Annotated in this window: 20 protein-coding genes; 4 read left to right on the forward strand and 16 right to left on the reverse strand. The window is 69.4% G+C overall.

The window, feature by feature from the left end:
- The first annotated feature begins 6 nt into the window (after positions 1 to 6).
- Positions 7 to 426 carry a VOC family protein gene (locus QU602_RS18040; protein ID WP_308797832.1) on the forward strand — a complete coding sequence of 140 codons (420 nt, stop codon included), beginning with the start codon at positions 7 to 9 and terminating at the stop codon, positions 424 to 426.
- Between the two features lie 35 nt (positions 427 to 461).
- Here QU602_RS18040 and QU602_RS18045 read toward each other — a convergent pair whose 3' ends face one another.
- The 6 genes from QU602_RS18045 to QU602_RS18070 form a co-directional block, all read right to left on the reverse strand.
- Positions 462 to 1,046, reverse strand: coding sequence for a TetR/AcrR family transcriptional regulator (locus QU602_RS18045; RefSeq protein WP_308797833.1), 585 nt, complete (start codon positions 1,044 to 1,046; stop codon positions 462 to 464).
- Positions 1,047 to 1,089: 43 nt separating this feature from the next.
- The gene (locus QU602_RS18050) at positions 1,090 to 2,652 is read right to left on the reverse strand and encodes an MFS transporter (protein ID WP_308797834.1); all 1,563 of its coding nucleotides are present in this window, start codon (positions 2,650 to 2,652) and stop codon (positions 1,090 to 1,092) included.
- A 155-nt stretch (positions 2,653 to 2,807) separates the two neighbouring features.
- On the reverse strand, positions 2,808 to 3,827 hold the full coding sequence (fgd, locus tag QU602_RS18055) for a glucose-6-phosphate dehydrogenase (coenzyme-F420) (protein ID WP_308797835.1): 1,020 nt from the start codon (positions 3,825 to 3,827) through the stop codon (positions 2,808 to 2,810).
- Complete coding sequence (cofC, locus tag QU602_RS18060; RefSeq protein ID WP_308797836.1) at positions 3,824 to 4,543, reverse strand: 2-phospho-L-lactate guanylyltransferase; 720 nt, start codon at positions 4,541 to 4,543, stop codon at positions 3,824 to 3,826. The genes fgd and cofC overlap by 4 nt, the downstream gene beginning before the upstream one ends.
- Positions 4,540 to 5,511: a TIGR03557 family F420-dependent LLM class oxidoreductase gene (locus QU602_RS18065; protein ID WP_373692953.1), complete on the reverse strand. Its 972-nt coding sequence runs from the start codon at positions 5,509 to 5,511 to the stop codon at positions 4,540 to 4,542. The genes cofC and QU602_RS18065 overlap by 4 nt, the downstream gene beginning before the upstream one ends.
- Positions 5,512 to 5,588: 77 nt before the next feature.
- Positions 5,589 to 6,431 carry a DeoR/GlpR family DNA-binding transcription regulator gene (locus QU602_RS18070; protein ID WP_308797838.1) on the reverse strand — a complete coding sequence of 281 codons (843 nt, stop codon included), beginning with the start codon at positions 6,429 to 6,431 and terminating at the stop codon, positions 5,589 to 5,591.
- Between the two features lie 40 nt (positions 6,432 to 6,471).
- Here QU602_RS18070 and QU602_RS18075 point away from each other — a divergent pair, with 40 nt between their 5' ends.
- Both QU602_RS18075 and QU602_RS18080 read left to right on the forward strand, forming a co-directional pair.
- Complete coding sequence (locus QU602_RS18075; RefSeq protein ID WP_308797839.1) at positions 6,472 to 7,119, forward strand: bifunctional 4-hydroxy-2-oxoglutarate aldolase/2-dehydro-3-deoxy-phosphogluconate aldolase; 648 nt, start codon at positions 6,472 to 6,474, stop codon at positions 7,117 to 7,119.
- 16 nt (positions 7,120 to 7,135) lie between these two features.
- On the forward strand, positions 7,136 to 7,726 hold the full coding sequence (locus QU602_RS18080; RefSeq protein WP_308797840.1) for an AAA family ATPase: 591 nt from the start codon (positions 7,136 to 7,138) through the stop codon (positions 7,724 to 7,726).
- Position 7,727: 1 nt separating this feature from the next.
- On the opposite strand, the gene QU602_RS18085 is transcribed toward QU602_RS18080, so the two are convergent.
- From QU602_RS18085 to QU602_RS18130, 10 genes are all read right to left on the reverse strand, one after another.
- The gene (locus QU602_RS18085) at positions 7,728 to 8,711 is read right to left on the reverse strand and encodes a Gfo/Idh/MocA family protein (RefSeq protein ID WP_308797841.1); all 984 of its coding nucleotides are present in this window, start codon (positions 8,709 to 8,711) and stop codon (positions 7,728 to 7,730) included.
- A complete protein-coding gene (locus QU602_RS18090) occupies positions 8,708 to 9,187 on the reverse strand; it encodes a VOC family protein (RefSeq protein WP_373692851.1) in 480 nt (159 codons plus the stop codon). The genes QU602_RS18085 and QU602_RS18090 overlap by 4 nt, the downstream gene beginning before the upstream one ends.
- A gap of 65 nt (positions 9,188 to 9,252) precedes the next feature.
- Positions 9,253 to 10,269 carry an LLM class flavin-dependent oxidoreductase gene (locus tag QU602_RS18095; protein ID WP_308797843.1) on the reverse strand — a complete coding sequence of 339 codons (1,017 nt, stop codon included), beginning with the start codon at positions 10,267 to 10,269 and terminating at the stop codon, positions 9,253 to 9,255.
- An 82-nt stretch (positions 10,270 to 10,351) separates the two neighbouring features.
- The gene (locus QU602_RS18100; RefSeq protein ID WP_308797844.1) at positions 10,352 to 11,311 is read right to left on the reverse strand and encodes a Gfo/Idh/MocA family protein; all 960 of its coding nucleotides are present in this window, start codon (positions 11,309 to 11,311) and stop codon (positions 10,352 to 10,354) included.
- Complete coding sequence (locus QU602_RS18105) at positions 11,304 to 12,116, reverse strand: ABC transporter ATP-binding protein (protein WP_308797845.1); 813 nt, start codon at positions 12,114 to 12,116, stop codon at positions 11,304 to 11,306. The genes QU602_RS18100 and QU602_RS18105 overlap by 8 nt, the downstream gene beginning before the upstream one ends.
- Positions 12,110 to 13,168, reverse strand: a complete 1,059-nt coding sequence (locus QU602_RS18110) for an ABC transporter substrate-binding protein (RefSeq protein ID WP_308797846.1) — start codon at positions 13,166 to 13,168, stop codon at positions 12,110 to 12,112. Before QU602_RS18110 ends, QU602_RS18105 begins: the two co-directional genes overlap by 7 nt.
- A gap of 68 nt (positions 13,169 to 13,236) precedes the next feature.
- Complete coding sequence (locus QU602_RS18115; RefSeq protein WP_308797847.1) at positions 13,237 to 14,064, reverse strand: ABC transporter permease; 828 nt, start codon at positions 14,062 to 14,064, stop codon at positions 13,237 to 13,239.
- 26 nt (positions 14,065 to 14,090) lie between these two features.
- Complete coding sequence (locus tag QU602_RS18120; RefSeq protein WP_308797848.1) at positions 14,091 to 15,008, reverse strand: sugar phosphate isomerase/epimerase family protein; 918 nt, start codon at positions 15,006 to 15,008, stop codon at positions 14,091 to 14,093.
- A 107-nt stretch (positions 15,009 to 15,115) separates the two neighbouring features.
- Complete coding sequence (locus QU602_RS18125) at positions 15,116 to 16,108, reverse strand: LacI family DNA-binding transcriptional regulator (protein WP_308797849.1); 993 nt, start codon at positions 16,106 to 16,108, stop codon at positions 15,116 to 15,118.
- Positions 16,096 to 17,013 (reverse strand): Gfo/Idh/MocA family protein, encoded by a 918-nt coding sequence (locus tag QU602_RS18130; protein WP_308797850.1) that lies wholly within the window; start codon positions 17,011 to 17,013, stop codon positions 16,096 to 16,098. Before QU602_RS18130 ends, QU602_RS18125 begins: the two co-directional genes overlap by 13 nt.
- A 324-nt stretch (positions 17,014 to 17,337) precedes the next feature.
- On the opposite strand from QU602_RS18130, the gene QU602_RS18135 reads away from it, so the two are divergent.
- Positions 17,338 to 17,751, forward strand: a complete 414-nt coding sequence (locus QU602_RS18135) for a DoxX family protein (RefSeq protein ID WP_308797851.1) — start codon at positions 17,338 to 17,340, stop codon at positions 17,749 to 17,751.
- Positions 17,752 to 17,791: the final 40 nt, after the last annotated feature.

Raw genomic sequence — 17,791 nt, forward strand, 5'->3', positions numbered from 1 at the left:
GCATCCATGTTTCGAGGCATCGCCACCATCTCGTTGACCGCGTCCGATCTGGACGCCGCCGCGACCTGGTACACCGAGGTGTTCGGCATCGAGCCGTACTTCCGGGTGCCCGGCTACGTCGAGTTCCGGGTCGGCGACCACAGCACCGAGGTCGGGATCATCGAGGCCCAGTTCGCCGGATCCGAGCTCTCCCGCACCGCCGCGGCGGATCCCGCGCGTCCCGCAGGCGCGGTCGTGCTCTGGCACGTCGACGACCTCGATGGCGCGCTGGCCAAGCTGACGACGATGGGTGCCCGGGAGTGGGACCCGGTCCGAGACCGCGGCGAAGGATTCACGACCGCCACGGTCGTCGACCCGTTCGGCAACGTGCTCGGCGTCATGCGCAACCCGAACTACCTCGCGGTCCACGACGGACAGGACGGCTGACACGCCGCCGCCGACCCCGATGGCGGGAGGCGACGTCAGCGCGTGCTGCGCGTCGTTCGACCGACCGCGCGTTGGAGCACGGCCCGGAGGTGGTCGACGTCGGCCGAGCCGTTGTCCAGCAGGATCGCGGTGCACAGTCCGTCGGAGGCGGCGACCAGGGCGGCGATGGCCTCTGGGTCGTCGGTGAGCGTGGCGGCGAGTTCGGCGACATCCTCTCGCCAGCGCCGCGCGACCGGACGCAGCGACGGCCGGCGCGCGGCGAGGGTGGCCAGCTCGCGTTCCGCGAGCGCACGGTCCCTCCCGGTCCCGGCCGTCTCGGCGATCAGTTCCGCCAGCCCCGTGAGTGGATCCCCTCCCCCGACGACGATGGCCCGTATGCGCGCCGTGTACGCATCGGCGACACTCGTCAAGGCGGCGACCAGGAGGTCGTCCAGCGTCGCGAAGTAGTAGGTGCTGAGCGACGTCGTCATACCGGCCTGCTGCGCGACGGTACGGTGGGTCACGCCCGCGGCTCCATCGCGCGTGATCACGGCCAGGGTGGCGTCGATGATCGCGGAGCGGCGCTTCTCGCCGCGGAGCCGCCGCCCATCCTCGGGGCCGTCGGCGACGGCGTGAGCCATGGATCCCTCCTTGCGCCTCCCATCAGGATAGTCGGCGCATCGTTCACCTGCCGGTGTCGCCCTCCCGGACGAGCTCGAGCCGGGGCACGTGCCGAAGCAGCCGGAAGCACAGCACGGTCGCCAGCGCGATCGCGACGCCGGCGACCAGCGCGGCCGTGTTCAGCCCCGTGGTGAAGGCCAGCCGCGCCGACTCCACCGACTGGGCGGGAAGGGCATCGGCGATCGAGATCGTCGCGTTGAGGCTGTCGCTCAGCGCGTCGGCCGCGTCGGCATCGAGGCCCGCCGGGACGTCGTCGATCCGACGGCGGTAGATCCCCGTCGTCAGGCTGCCGAGAAGGGCGACCCCGACGGCGATGCCGAGCTCCTGGACCGTCTCGGACAGCGCAGCCGCCGAGCCGGACTTCGACGCCGGAACGGCGCCGATGACGATGTCGGTGCCCAACGCCGCGATCGCCCCGAGCCCGAGATAGACGAAGGCGAACCCGACGGCGACGTGCAACTCGTCATCGAGTCCCGCGCTCGCGAGCATCCCGTAGCCGATCAGCGAGATCCCGAGGGTCACGCCCATCACGACGCCCGGCCGGATGCGCCGGGCGATCACCGGGGCTCCGATGGCCACGGCGAACATCGCGAGAGCCGGCGGGCCCATCCACAGCCCCGCCGCGAACGGGCTGAGTCCCTCGACGAGCTGGAGGTACTGCGTCACCAGGTACATGGAACCGCCGACGCCGACCAAGCCGATCAGCAGCACGACGAGGGCCGCGCTGAAGGCGCGGTTCGTGAACAGTGCCAGGTCGAGCAGCGGGTGAGCGAGGCGGCGCTGACGGCGGATGAACAGCAGACCGGCGACCAGACTCATCGCGGCGAACGCCAACGATTGCCCGTCCGCCTCGGAGGCCGCGAGGTGTTTCACGGCGTAGATCGCGGGCAGGATCGACCCGAGCGACAACGCCACGCTGACGAGATCGAGTTGACCTGCTCCGGGGTCGGCGTACTCGGGCAGCAGGGCGCGCGCGCCGATCAGCACGACGATCGCGACGGGCACGGCCAGCAGGAAGGGCGCTCCCCACCAGAGGGCGTCGACCAGCACGCCACCGACGATCGGCCCCGCGGCCATCCCGAGGGCGAACATGGTGGCCCAGACACCGATCGCGACGGCCCGCTCACGCGCTTCCGGGAACATGTTCGAGACCAGGGAGAGCGTCGACGGCATCAGGGTCGCACCCGCGATCCCCAGCAGGGCGCGCGCGAGGATGAGCAGCCCGGCGGTGGGCGCGAATGCGGCACACACGGATGCCGCCGCGAACGCGACCATGCCGATCATCAGCAGGCGGCGCCGGCCGATGCGGTCACCCAGGGTGCCCATCGTGATCAGGAACCCCGCGATGAAGAAGCCGTACGCGTCCATGATCCACAGCAGCTGTGTCCCGGAGGGCGAGAGGTCGGCCGCCACGCTCGGCGCAACCAGGTACAACACCGTCACGTCGAGACCGAGCAAGACCGTCGGGAGGGCGAGGAGCGCGAGCCCCGCCCACTTCCGCACGCCTCCAGGCATCGACCACACCTCCTCAGCACCCACCGTCAATGTAGTTGGACGATAGTACAAGTAGAACTATCGTTCAACTACAGCGCGTGGGCGGACGCGGAGCGGTGCGCGACGCAGGCTGCGTCGCGTCACGCCGGAACCCGAGCGGACGGTCGTCGTGCGTGCTCCACACGCGCACGGCGACCGCCCACCCGGGAGTCGTGAGACTGCGCGGCTCAGCCGAGCGCGCGCAGCCGCGGCGCGAGATCCCGTTCGAACAGCGCCATGAACCGGCGTTGATCGTTCCCCGGCGCGTGGAACACGAGATGGTTGAAGCCGGCGTCCACATACTTCGCGATCTCGGCGACCACCCGGTCGGGCTCGGTGCCGACGATCCAGCGCTTGGCGATCTGCTCGATCGGCAGCGCATCGGCCGCGCGCTCCATCTCGACCGGGTCGGTGATGTCGTGCTTCTGCTCCTTCGAGAGCGACAGCGGCGACCAGAAACGGGTGTTCTCGAGCGCGGCCTCCTCCGTCTCTTCGTACGAGAGCTTGATCTCGATCATGCGGTCGACGTCGGTGAGGGCGCGGCCGGATGCCTCGGCCCCTTCCTTCACCGCAGGCAGGAGCTGCTCGGTGTAGAGCTCCATGCCCTTGCCCGACGTGCAGATGAAGCCGTCGCCGGCGCGGCCCGCGTACTTCGCGACGGTCGGCCCTCCGGCCGCGATGTAGATCGGCACGCCACCCTCCGGCCGGTCGTAGATCGACGCGTCGTGCGTGGAGTAGTACTCGCCGTCGAAGCTCACACGGTCGCCCGACCAGAGTTCGCGCATGAGCCGGATCGACTCCCGCAAGCGACCGAACCGCTCGCGGAACTCAGGCCAGTTCTGCTCGCCCGCGCCGCGGAACCCCGTCGCGATCTCGTTGAGCGCTTCACCGGAGCCGACCCCGAGCATGATCCGGCCCGGGTACAGGCATCCGAGCGTCGCGAACGCCTGCGCGATGACCGCGGGGTTGTAGCGGAACGTCGGCGTCATCACCGAGGTGCCGATCCGGATGGTCGAGGTGCGCTCGCCGACCGCCGCGATCCAGGCCAGGGAGAACGGCGCATGCCCGCCCTGATGTCGCCAGGGCTGGAAATGGTCGCTCACCGCGACGGATTCGAAGCCGTGTGCCTCGGCGGCCACCGAGAGCTCGACGAGCTCCCGGGGAGCGAACTGCTCCGCGGAGGCCTTGTACCCGAGCGTGAGGGTCATGGTCGTACCTTTCTGTTGCGGGCGATGGTCAGCCTGTGGGAACGCACACCCTCGGCGAGCGCCGTGACGGCTTCAGCCGTGCGTGACCCGACGCCGAGGCGCAGCGCCTGCTCGAGTGCGTCGAGTGTGTCGACGTCCGCGCGCACACCCGGGACGATCGCAGGGCGTTCCACCGTCACGAGATCGGTGAAGCCCGCGCCGAGGTGCCGCGCGGCGGATCCGTCGCCGAACGCCGGCGCGAACGGCTCCCCGGCGCGCGCGGTCGCGAGGGTCGTGCCCGTGCCGTCGGCATCGCGCACGAACGCGAGCGGATACCGCGCTGCGGCGGCGAGCGCCGAATCGAGCCCGTCGGCTCGTATCGCCGGGAGATCGCCGAGCATGACGGCGACGGCGATGTCGCTCCCGCTGCGGGCCGCGGCGATGCCGGTCTCGATCGCGGAGGCGAGCCCCGCGCCGGGTACCTCGTGCAGCACCTCGACGCCGTCGGCGAGGTGCGTATGGAGGTCGGCGTCGCCCGTCACGACGAGAATCCTGTCGATGCTCCGCGCGGCGCGCGCCGTCTCGATGGTGTCGAGGGCGAACGCTCGAGCCAGCGCGAGGCGCGCGGTCGGCGACACGGTCGGCGCGAGCCGCGACTTGGCCGTCGCGAGGGCCTTGACCGGGATCACCAGTGTCCAGCGGTTCATGCGTCGGCCGCTCCCACTCGCGGCCGTCATGCCCTCAGCCTCGGAAGCACTTCACGGCCGAACACCTCGAGCCAGTCCGCCTGGTTGCGACTCGTGTTGTGCAGGTAGACGCGGTCGAAGCCGAGGTCGAGGTGGCGCTGGATCTCGGCCCGGTGACGGTCCGGGTCGGCCGAGACGACCATGCGGCCCTCGAAATCCGCGGGCCGCACCGTGCGCGCGAGCTGCGCGAACTCGAACGGTGAGCGGATGTCGCCGCGCCCCATGCGCATACCCGCGACCGGCCACTCGGCGATCGCGTTCCGCATCGCCTCTTCGTCGGTCGCCGCCCACGAGAGGTGGAGCTGCAGCACCTTCGGCATCGTGGCCGAGTCCCGACCGGCTTCACGGGCACCGTCGCGGAACCGCGTCAGCACCTCGTCGAGCCGATCGACGGGCCCGTTCGACGTGATCAGCCCGTCGGCCACCTTCCCCGCCCGCCGCGCCGTGACGGGGCCCGCCGTGGCGACCAGGATCTCCGGGGGCGTGACCGGCATCGTCCAGAGGCGTGCGGATTCGAGCCTGAAGGCCGGGCCGGCATGCCGCACATCCCGTCCGGCGAGGGAGGCCACGAAGAGCTTCCGGATCATGTGAATCGCTTCGAACATGCGGTTGATGCGCTCAGGCGCCTCAGGCCAGTAGCCGCCCACGACGTGCTCGTTGAGCGCCTCGCCTGAGCCGATACCGAGCCAGTGACGGCCCGGGTACATGGCGGCGAGCGTCGCGCTGGCCTGGGCGACGACGGCGGGGTGGGTACGAAAGGTCGGCGTCGCGGCACCCGGCCCGAAGTCGCCCTGCGTGCGTGCACCCAGCGCGCCGAGCACGCTCCAGACGTGCGCGGACTGTCCATGCTGCGGCAGCCACGGCTGGAAATGATCGGTCGCCATGACCCCGGAGAACCCGTGCTGCTCGGCGAGCTCGGCGAGCGCGACCGCCTCTGACGGGGTGAACTGCTCGAGCATCGCGGAGTACCCGACCCGCACCGGCTCCCCCGCCCGCCCGCCGGGCACCGCGGAGCCGAGGGCTGGGAGCCGCTCGGTCACTCGGACCCCGCCTCGTCCACCCCGGAATCGGCTCGCGCGCGCACACCGTGCCCCTTCGCGCCCGCCGGTCGGGCGAACGTGATCTCGAGCTTCGCCGCCTCGAGCTCGCTCCGGGCGGCGGTCCCCAAGCGGTCGTCGGTGATCACCTGCTCGAGCATGGCGAGCGGCGCGACGTGGTAGCGCTCGCTGACCCCGTACTTCGAGCTGCCCGCCACCAGGACGCAGCGCGCGGCCGACTCGACCGCCGCGATCTTGACCGCGACCTTGTCCGCCGACGTGGTGGATACGCCTCGCCGCAGGTCCCACGCCCCGGTGCTCAAGAAGCAGAGGTCGGTGTTGATCCGTCTCGCCGTGGACGCGGCGAACAGGCCGGCGCTGGAGCCGCTCGCGGGGTCGATCTCGCCGCCCGTGTGGATCGTACGCACACCGGGGTCGCCCATCAGCGCCACGGCCGTCGAGAAGTCCGAGGTGACCACGGTGAGTCGCGACCGGCCGCGGAGGTTCCTCGCGATCGCCTCGCACGTCGTCCCGGCATCGAGATAGATCGCCATGCCGTCCTCGATCAGGTCGGCGGCGGCGGCCGCGATGGCCCACTTCTCCTCGGTCTCGAGGATCGCCCGCTCACCACGGGCCTCCGGCGGTCTCCGCCCAGAGGCCAGCCTCGCGCCGCCGCTCACCGCGGATGCGACTCCCGCACGCTCCAGCTCGGCGAGGTCGCGTCGGACGGTGATCGCGGAGACGCCGAGCTTCACCGCCACATCGCGAGTGATCACGACGCCCTCCGAGTGCAGGATCTCCTCCAGGACGCGTCGGCGTTGCTCGGGAATCAGCGTGGACATACCCCCACGCTAGATCATTTTTGAACTAAACTGTGCATTTATGTTCACCAAACTGGAACGCCTGAAGACCATCGACGACACCGGGGTCGTCCTCATCGTCCGCCTCGATGACCCGGAGGAGGCGTATTCGGTCGCCGAGGCCGCCATCGAGGGCGGCATCCGCGCCCTCGAGATCACATACTCGGTCCCGGGCGCGCTCGGCCTGATCGAGCGGCTCGCATCCCGCCACCGTCATGAGGGCGTCGTGATCGGCGCTGGGACCGTGCTCGACGGCCAGGCGGCCTTCGCGGCGATCCAGGCCGGGGCCGAGCTCCTGGTCAGCCCGCAGCTGAACCCCGAGATGCTCGCGACCGCGCAGCGGTACCAGGCGGTGAGCATGAGCGGCGCGTTCACGCCGACGGAGATCGTCGACTCGGTGACCGCAGGCGCGGACATCGTGAAGCTGTTCCCGGCCGAGTTCGTCGGTCCGGCGTACGTGAAGACCGTGCTCGCGCCCCTCGCCGGCGTCCCCATCGCGCCGGCCGGCGGGGTCACCGAGGCGAACGTCGCGGAGTGGTTCGAGGCGGGCGTGTGCTCGGTCGGGGTCGGGAGCGCCATCACGAAGGCCGCTCGCGGCACCGGCGACTACACCCGCGTCGTCGATGCAGCGCGCGGGTTCCTCGCGGCGGTCGCCCAAGCGCGCGCCTGATCGGCGGGATGCGATCATGGAGCGCATGCGCCCGACGGCGATCATCTTCATCGGCACCGCCGGCTCGGGGAAGTCGAGCGTCAGCAAGATGGCGGCGCGCGAGCTCCGCGCGGCATACCTCGACAAAGACACCATGGTCACCCCGCTCACCGAGTTGGTGCTGCGCGAGCGCGGCGAGGATCCGCAGCAACGGGAGAGCAGCGCCTACTACCGTGAAGCCGTCTTCCCGGCCGAGTACACCGCGCTCATGCGCACCGCGGCCGACAACCTTCGCCTCGGGATCCCGGTCGTGATCGACGCCCCCTTCTTCGCGTTTCTCGGGGACGCCTCATACCTGCGCCGCGCGAAGGCCGAGTCCGGCTGGCCGGAGAGCGACGTCTTCGTCGTGCGCGTCGTCGCGGCCGACCACATCGTGCGGGAACGCCTGGTCTCCCGCGGACTGTCGCGCGATCGCTGGAAGCTCGATCACTGGGACGAGTACCTGGCCATGATGCAGGGGGTGCGATGCACCTGGGACGGCGCGGTGCACCTCGAGCTGGACAACAGCGGCCCGCAGCCCGATCTCGCCGTGCTCGAGGAGGCGATCCGGACGGCGGGCCGCGGATGACTCACCGCACCGCGTGGCTCGACCACGCCCTGCCGGGTTGCTCGGCCGTCGGCAGGCCGGCGACCTCGAGGATGCGGTCGAGCAGCTCCTGAGTCCGCGCAGCCTCGCGGCCGGACGTGAGCGGCTGGGTTCGGTCACGGACGCACTCGAGGAAGTGATCGACCGAGGCCCGGAAGCCGAAGGTCGAGGTGGCCGTCGCCCATCCGAAGGCTTCGGCGCGCATCTCGCGCGTGACGGTCTCTCCCGACCGCGTCACGGCGATGCGGTCGGGCGCTTCGATGTGCACCGACGTGGCCGCGCCGTACGCGTCGAGCGATTCCTCCCACCCGCCCGCGTTCCGCGCCGCCATGAGCACGCCGGTGTGGCCGTTGTCGAACCGGACCAGCGCCGCAGTGCCCTCCTCCTGCCAGGGGTCGTCTCCGGCGGCATGCGCCGCGACCTGCTCGACCTCGCCGCCGCAGTACCAGCGCATCAAATCGACCATGTGGATCGAGTTCTCGAACGTCGCCCGGTACTCCGAGCCGTTGCGATTCTTCTGCGCGACACAGAAGGTCGACCCGGCGTCACCGAACGCGGCGCGCCCCTCCTGGTACGTCGGCGCGAAGCGACGATTGAACCCCACCATCAGCAGACGCCCCGTCTCGTCGGCCAGGTCCGCGAGCCGCACGGCGTCGGCGGTCGCGGTGGCCAGCGGTTTCTCGCAGAACACGTCGACCCCGGCGGTGAGCGCCGACTCCACCCCGTGCACGTGCTCGGATCGTGGCGTCAGGACGAACACGGCGTCCAGCCGCTCGGCGTCGAGCATCGCCTCGACCGTGTGGTACGCCGCACGGAATCCCCATCGCTGCACGAGATCCGACGGGTCGGGCCTCCGCGAGACGAGCGCGGTCAGCTCGACATCCTCACGTCCCGCCAACGAGGGCAGCTGCGCGATCGCGGCGATGTTGCCGGCCCCGACCACTCCCACCCGCAACCTGTCGGTCATCGATCCTTCCAATCTTCGGGACCGACGAAGCGAGGCGGGTCCGCCACACGCGATCGGTCGACGAGTTCGATCATGAGCCCCCACGGGGCGACGAGATAGGTCCATCGGTTGCCGGCCACGCGTGGGCTGTCGCCGGCCACCTGCTTCACCCCACCGAGGATGCGGACACCGGGGACCCGCTCCAGATGCGCGACCGCGGCGTCGACGTCGTCGACGACGAACGCGAGGTGGTGCCCGCCGGCATCCCCATGCCGGGGCCGATCCGTTCTCAGCTCGGCGCCGCGCCATTCGAACACCTCGATGTTCAGGTTGGGCGGCATCCGGAGCATCGCCAGGGTGAGCGAGGCATCCGCCGGCATCTCGAAGTTCTCAGGAATGAAGCCCGCGTCCGGTCCGCGGGTCGACCGGTAGAGCTCCTCGGCACCGAGCACCTCGACGAAGAAGGCGACCGCCTCTTCGAGGTCCGGGACCGTCACCCCCACATGGTCGACGTGGCGCAGGCCGGGAACCGGCCCGCGCCCGCCGACCGGGCTCGATGCGTTCACAGCACCGGCCGCGACACCTGCATCGCCTTGAGCTTGGGCAGCAGCTCGCTGCCCCACAGCTCGAGCTGCGCGGGGTCGTCGGTGTAGGGGTGGATGATGAGGTGTTCGACGCCGACGTCGACCCTGGCCTGGCACTGCGCGACCACTTCATCCAGCGTCCCGAACATGTAGGAGCGTTCGAGGTGCTCCGTGTCGCGGCCGTCACCCAGGACCTCGGCGGCCATCTGATGCTGGATCTTCCTGGCGGCCGCAGGGTCGTCCTCCTCGGTGAGGTGCAGCCACTGCCCGTGGGCGATGACCATGTCGTCCGGGTTCCTGCCCTCCTCGACGAGCGCCTCCGCGACCAGCTTCCAGTCGTCGGCGACCTGCTCGGGCTGCGCGCTCGGCCGAGAGAACCATCCGTCGGAGTTCACGATGCGCCGTTTCACCGCGGGGTTCAGCTCGGGCTTCTCCACCGACTGGTCACCGGAGACCTGGCTGCCGCCGCCGACCCACACGGGAAGCGGCACGGGAGAGGGCTCGATGTGCACGTCGTTCAGCGAGTAGAACTTGCCCTCGTACGTCAGCTCCTCGCCGGACATGAGCCGGCGCGTGATGTCGAGCACCTCGTCCGTGCGCCGGCCGCGCTCCTTGGGAAGGGTGCCCATGGCGTACATCTCCGGGTGGTACCAGCCGGTGCCTGCGCCCAGGATGAAACGGTCGTTCGACATCTGCTGCAGGCTCGAGAGCGTCTTGGCGAGCAGCACGGGGTGGCGGAGGGGCAGCAGCAGCACGCCGGTGCCGAGCGTGACCTTCTTGGTCACGGCGGCCGCGAAGGCCAGGGCGGTGAGCGGCTCGATCCAGGTGTATGCGTACATGTTGCGGGCACGCAGCATGTGGTCCGTCACCCAGATCGAGTCGAATCCGAGCTCCTCGGCGCGGATGCACCATTGGCGAAGCCGTTCCGCGTGGTCGATTCCGTCCTTCGCGTAGCCGAAGCTCGGCAGATAGATTCCGACTTTCAGGTTGGTCATGTGCGTGTCCTCGTGTTCGTAGGGTTGGTTGGTGATTTCGGTTCGCGCTCGGGGAGCGGATCTGGCGCGACGCCGTTCGGCCTCAGGTGGCGTCCCGGATCGGGAGTCCGGCCGCGGCGAGCACGCGTTCCATCAGCTCTTGCGATCGGAACGCTTCGCGTGCGCCGGTGAGGGGTGCCTCGCGTGCGCGGACGCAGTGCAGGAAATGACGGACGGCGGGCGCGAAGCCGGCGGTCTCCGTGAGGTCCGCCCACCCTGCCGATCGCGGGCGCATGTGCAGTTGGGTGCGCTCTCCGCCACGGCTGATCTCGAGCTCGTCGGGCGCGACGACCCGGACGCTCGTCCCACCGCCGTACGCTTCGAGGCGCTCGTCCCACTCTCCCGCCGTGCGTGCCGCGGCGAACAGGGCGACGGCTCCTGAGTCGAAGCGGATCAGGGCCGCGGCGCCGTCTTCGCGGAAGGGGTCGTCGGCGCGCGCTGCTCCGGTCACCTCCACGGCCTCGCCGCAGAACCACCGGAGCAGGTCCACCATATGGATGCCGTTCTCGAGCGTTGCTCGGTACTCGGTTCCGACCCGGTGCTTCTGCCCCACGACGAAGTCGGGTCGGCGTTCGGCGAACTCGGCGCGCGCCCGGACGTAGAGTTCGGCGAAGCGCCGGTTCAGGCCGACCATGAGCTCACCCGGGGCACGTTCGGCGGCGTCGACCATCGCTTGCGCATCATCGAGGCTCGCTGCCAGGGGCTTCTCGCAGAACACGTCGAGACCCGCGGCCAGACCTCGTTCGACGAACGATCGGTGCGCCGACTTCGGGGTGAGCACGAACAGCGCGTCCAACCGGGCGTCGGCGATCATGGCGTCGACGTCGGGGTAGGCGCGTTCGATCGGCCAGCGGCGCACGGTCTCGTGCGACTCGTCGGGCGATGCGGTGACCACCCCTGCGATCGTCACCGTCGGGTCGGCGCTGAGCACCGGCAGCTGGGCGAGGCGGGCGATCACGCCCGCCCCGACCAGCCCGACTCGAAGCGGCCGCGGTTCAGTCATGCAGCACGCCGAGCTGTTTGAAGATGTCGTAGATCTGTCCCGAGTACTCGGCGAACGCCTCCTCGTCCCCCATCTGGACCGGACGCGGCCGGGGCAGGTCGATGACGATCTCCTCGACGATCCGTCCGGGCGAGGGGCCCATCACGATCACCCGATCGGACAGACCCACCGCCTCCTCGACGCTGTGCGTGATGAACAGCACCGATTTCGGTCGCTCGAGCCACAGCGCCTCGAGGTCGACCCGCATCTGGGTGCGCGTCAGTGCGTCGAGGGCGCCGAAGGGTTCGTCCATGAGCAGCACCGACGGCTCGTGGACGAGCGCGCGGGCGATCGACACGCGCTGCCGCATGCCGCCGGACAGCTGGTTGGGGTATCGGTTCTTCGCCTTGTCGACGCCGAGCTGCGCCATGAGCTCGTCGGTGCGGGCCTCCTGCTGGTCACGCGAGAGGCCGCGCACCTTTCCCTGGAGGAGGATGTTGTCCCGCGCGGTCCGGAAGTCGAGCAGGAGGTCGTCCTGGAAGACGATTCCGACGTCGGTCAGCGCGTGGGCCAACGGCTCACCGTTGATCAGCACCTGGCCGCTCGTCGGCTGCAGGAGCCCTGCGACCATGAGCATGAGGGTGCTCTTCCCGCAGCCACTCGGCCCGACCACGCTGACGAACTCCCCGGGCGCGATGGTGAAGTCCGTCGGCTGCAGTGCGACGTTCACGCCGTCCTTCGTGTGGAACTCCCTCGAGAGCTGCCGACCGGCGATCTCGAGGCCCGTCACGGTGTTCGTGGCGGCCGGGCGGTCCTGGCTCAGCATGCTGGCAGCTCCTCGGGCAGGTAGTCGTTCGTGTAGTAGAACTCGATGGGCTCGTTCGTCGGAAGGTCGAGGTACTCGACGAGGAGGTCGTAGGTCTCCTGCCAGGTCTCCGGCGCGACCTTGCCGAGACCTTCCGACCCGGCGGAGCACAGGAGTTCGATGTCGACGGCGAGCTGCTTCTCGATGGCCTCGGTGTCCGCGCCCTGGGGGAACTGCTCAGCGACGATGGCGGACGCTTCAGCGGGGTCGTTGCGCGCGTCGTCCCAGCCGCGAAGGGATGCCTCGACGAACGCCGAGACGAGCTCCGGGTTCTCCTCGGCATAGCTGCGCGCCGTGATCATCGACAGACCCACGGTGGGCACGCCTGCGTCGCGGTACATGATCTCGTTGATGTCGGCGCCCTGCTCACGGAGCTGGACGCCCTGGCTGTCTGCACCGGCGGTGATGGCATCGACACTGCCCTGCAGCAATGACCCGACGAGCGCCGACGGGTCGATGTTCACGACCTCGACGCTCGCCTTGTCCACGCCGTTCGCCGCGAGGAGCGCGTCGAACAGGCTCGACTGCGCCGTGCCCGGCTGCACCCCGACGCTCTTGCCCGCGAGATCTGCGACCTCTTCAATGCCTTGATCGGCGAGCGACATGGTCGAGAAGCCGTTGGTCTGGAGGATCTGGCCGATGTTGACGAGGTCGCCGCCCTGCGAGGCGACGGTCATCGCCGACGGACCGTCGGCGAAGCCGAACTCCGAGTTGCCCTGGGCGACGAGCGACGCGGTGGACCCGGAACCCTGACCCTCCTGAATGGTGACGTTGAGGCCCGCCTCCTCGTAGTACCCCTTCTCCTGCGCGACCATGAAACCCGAGTTCGGCCCGCCCGCCAGGAAGTTGAGGGTGAGCGTGACATCGGTCAGATCAGCGGGTGCGGCCGAAGGGTCGTCCTCCGGTGCCGCGGGGGAGCCGGCACATGCGGCCAGGAGCAGTGCTGAGGCGCCGGCGATCAGTGTCGCGCCGATTCGAGTTCGACGCGTCGTTGCGTGCAGTGTGCGAGACATTACTCAACCTTTCGTGGATGTGGGTGCGTGCGTGGTGGTGCGCGTACGGGATGGCATGGGGCGACCGGTCAATGTTTGCGCTGCCACGGGGTGACCAGCCGTTCGGCGAACTCGACCGCATAGGCGAAGACGAGGCCCATGATGCTCAGGGCGATGAGCACCGCGAACATGAGCGCGGTGTCGAGGTTCGCCGAGGCGCGGAGCAGCACGTAGCCGAGTCCGGCGCTGGACCCGACGAACTCCGCGACGATCGCGCCGGTGACGGCGAGCACGATGGCGACCTTCAGACCGGAGAAGATGAAGGGCAGCGCGGCGGGCATCCGGACGTAGGAGAAGGTCTGCATCCGCGTCGCGCCCATCGACTTGGTGATGTAGAGGAGCCGTGGGTCGAGGGCTTTGAACCCCGTGAGCGCGTCAACGAGGATCGGGAAGAAGCACAGCAGGAAGGTCAGGAGCACCTTCGGCAACATCCCGAAGCCGAACCACACGATGAACAGGGGGGCGACAGCGATCTTCGGGATGGTCTGCAGGACCACGATCAGCGGGTACAGCGTGATCTCGACGATCGGGACCGAGGCGATCAGGTAGGCCAGCGGGATGCTGATCACGGCGGCGAGCAGGAAGCCGAGCAACACCTCCGAGCCCGTCACCAGGGAGGCGTCCCAGAGGGTGGGGAGCTCCTCGATGAACGACTCGAACACGATGGTCGGCGCCGGCAGGATGTACGGCGGGATGTTGAAGGCAACGACAATCAGTTGCCAGAGCGCGATACTCACCACGAAGGCGGCGGTGGGCAGCGTGTACCGGACCGCTGGGCTCAGGCGCTTCGCCTCGCGCGAGGGCTTCGGCGGCAGTTCCGCGGTGTCAGGTGCGGCGGAGGTCGGAGTCGTGGTCATCTTCTCGTCTTCCTAGATGGAGTGATTCAGCGGGCTTCGGCGAGTGCGAGGTATTCGCGCAGCTTGTCGGCGCCGCGTGCGAAACCCTCCAGGGGATCCGGCAGGTCCTGGGGATGCCACCGGTACTCGTACTCGAGGGAGATGACGCCGTCGTACCCCTCGGCGAGGAGCGCAGCGACGATGGCCCCCCAGTCCATCTCGCCGTCACCGATGACGCGTGAGCGCACCGCACGCTCTTCCCCCGTGACGTTCGCCACGGCGGAGGCGGAGAATGGACGGTCGGGATCGACGAACGTGAGGTCCTTGGCGTGGACGTGCGCGATGTGTCCGCGCTGCAGCTCGATCGCCTGCGCGAAGTCCTCGTTGTGGGTGAAGGTGAGGTTGGCCTGGTCGTACAGGATCTCCACCGCGGGACTCTGTACGGCCTCGATCAGCTGAATGGTCTCCTGCGCGGACACGGTCATCGTGTTGAAGTGGTTCTCGACGGCGAGCACGACGCCGTGCTCGCCCGCGACCGGCGCGAGCTCGCCCAGCGAGCGAACGAGCCGCTCCCACAGCTGGGGCCGCTGGTCGAGCTGGTCCGGACTGTAGGCCCCCGCGTACACGCGGACGACTCCGGCGCCGAGGGCGGCGGCATCCTCGATGCATCGCGCGAACCGCTCGACATCACGGGTGCGTTCGCTCTCGTCGAGGGAGTTGATGCCCGTCATGTACGGGGTGAGCCCGACGACGGGAAGCCCGGTCTCTGCGCTCGCGCGGCGGATGTCGGCCAGCAGGCCGGCGTTGTCGGTCTCCGGGATCGCGCTCAGGTAGCCGTCCTGCCAGATCAGTTCGGCGCCATCGAGTCCGGCCTGCGCGAACAGCCCGATCGCGTCGACCGCGGAGTACTGCGGCGTGCCGAGGGTGTGACCGGCGAGGCGGAGAGGACCAGAACGAGTCGTCATTGACATACTTTCTGCAATCGTTGTTAGCAATCGTTTGCAAGATTGTACGCAGCGGTTCGATCAGAGATCAATAGGGGCGTCGAGAATTCTCTGAACGCGAGTCCGACCTACTTCAGCCGTCGCGTCGATCGCCGGATCAGGAGTTCCGGGACGAGCAGTTCGTGCTCGATCACGCCGGTGGAGACGAACCGCTCGGCGACCTCGATCGCGCGGCGGCCGAGCTCGGCGAGGGGCTGGGCCACGGTCGTGATCGACGGGTTGAAGGTCGCGCCGATCGCCACGCCGTCGAAGCCGGTGACGGAAAGGTCCTCGGGGATTCGAACGCCGCGCTCCGACACCTGCGACATGAAACCGAACGCCGCCATGTCGTTCGAGGCGATCACGGCCGTCGGACGCGACGGGAGGGCCAAGAACTGCTCTGCCGCGGCTCGACCGGCTTCCGGCCCGTATCCTCCGTTGATGACGCTCGGCGCGAGTCCGTGCGCCGTCGCGAGGATGCGGAACTCGTCGAGGCGCTCCTGGCCGGAGTAGGTGCCGACCGTTCCGGTGAGGTAGGCGATCTCGCGGTGGCCGAGTTCGAGCAGATGCTCGAACGACAGCCGCACGCCGAGCCGGTTGTCGATGAACACGGTCGGCACGTCCAGCTCAGGAGGCACGCGATCGATCACGATCAGCCGCTTCGCGAGCGCCGCCTGTCCGAGCGCGTCGACGTCGAGCTTGGTCGAGGGCGCGACGATCGCGAACGGCGAGAACAACGCATCCATCGACGCGAGGTAGGCACTGGTCTGCCCCGGGACGCCCTCGGTGACGCACAACACCAGTTGATAGCCGCGCGGACCGGCGACCGCGGCGATCGCCTTGGCCAGCTCTCCGTAGAACGGGTTGGTGATGTCGGGCACGATGAGCGGAACGAGATTGCTCGCCTTGCGACGCAGGGCTTGCCCGAGCGGGTTCACGCGGTACCCGAGCTCCTCGGCGATCCGGAGAATCCGCTCGCGCGTCTTGACATTGACCGCCTCCGGGCGCGAGAGCGCGCGGGAGACGGTGGAGCTGTGCACGCCGGCCGCCTTGGCGACGTCGTGGAGGCTCAACTCGCCCATGCCCGGCCCCGATCACGATCGCCGTGCATATCCCGATACGCGAGGTCGACCACCTCCATCGCTGCGACGAGATCGTCGATCTGCGGCAACGCCGCGAACCCTGCGTCGAACGACTCCGCGACCTCCGCAACGAAATCCCGGAACAACAGGTCACTGTCCACGTCGATCCGCGCTCGCTCGATGGTGCCGTCGGCGCGGGTCAGCGACACGTCGCCCCCGGCCCCGATGCTGACGAACCCGTCCTCTCCCGCCAGAGTCATACTCACATGACGTTTCGCCGCCGCAGACGGAAACACGTACCCGAGCTCCACGGTTGCCGAGCGTCCGTCCTCGGTGGTCAGAATCATGACCGCATGGTCCTCGATGTCCAGGTGGTGCAGCGCGTGGTGGCCGACGGCGCGGACTGACGCGATCGGTGCACCGAACAGCTCGGTCGCGACATCCGCGAAGTGCGCGCCCAGATTGACGAGGACTCCGCCGCCGGAGTCCGGGTCGAGCATCCATGCGCACTCCGCATCGACGTACCGTTGCGGCGGGCCGACGAGGTAGGTGACGGTGAGATACGTGGGCCTCGCGATCGACCGCAAGACGCTCATGAACGGGGCTGCGCGGTGTACCAGCGGTACCGCCACCGGCACGCCGTGCCGATGGGCCAGGTCGCGGAGCGACCGCAGGTCGGCCAGGTTCAACGCCCCCGGCTTTTCCAGCACGACCGGGATGCCCCGCTCGATGAAGTGTGCGGCCTGCGCGGCCATCCGTTCGTGCGCGGTCATCACGAACGCGACATCGATACCGGAGTCGGCCCCTGCCGACCCCCTTTCCTCGGCGACCTCGACGAGGTCGAACCGGGTTCGCAGTGCGTCCATGTAGAGGGGCGCGTGCCAGTGCGCGGCACCGACGAGCACGGTCCTGGGGCGCTTCACCGCTGCCACCTTCCTCCCCGCCAATCGATTGCGGTTAGGGAACAGTATGGACGATCGACGCGCTGACGCTCATTCGCAGATCTCCGTCTCCGCGGCGACGGCCGCGATCACACCGTGCCGGTGAGATGAACGGAGTCCGCGCGTCACGCACGGAGTACCTGTTCCAGCCCGAGCTCGTGGTCCGGGAGTCCACCGGCCCCGCGCCCGCACGCGCGAGATGAGTCGAGCTGCGTCGTGGGCGATCGCGGCACACCACGTGCGCGCCCGTCGCGTAGGGTGAAGGCGAATCTCACCCTGGAGGCGGCCATGTCACGCGACGACGTTCCGGCGAGCACCGTGCCCCGCACGATCGGACGCGTCGCCCTCGCCGCGGCGCTGGTGTTCGCGGGCGTCAGTCACCTGTTCTGGGCGCGGAAGGAGTTCCGCGCCCAGGTGCCGACCTGGGTGCCGCTCGACGCGGACGCCGTCGTGGTGGCGTCGGGCGCGGTCGAGATCGGGCTGGGCGGCGCGCTCGTCGCGTTGCCGCGCGAGCGACGCCGCATCGGATGGATCGTCGCGGCGTTCTTCGCCGCGGTCTTCCCCGGGAACATCGCGCAGTTCACCGAGAAGCGCGACGCGTTCGGCCTGGACTCGGATCGCGCCCGAGGCATCCGTCTCCTCTTCCAGCCGGCGCTCATCGCCCTCGCGATCTGGTCGACCAGCGCGCCGCGCCGGCGCTGAGCGGCCGCCGCGGAGTGGTCGCACCCACCCCACGACGGCC

Source organism: Agromyces protaetiae, from assembly GCF_030866785.1.
GTDB lineage: Bacteria > Actinomycetota > Actinomycetes > Actinomycetales > Microbacteriaceae > Agromyces > Agromyces silvae.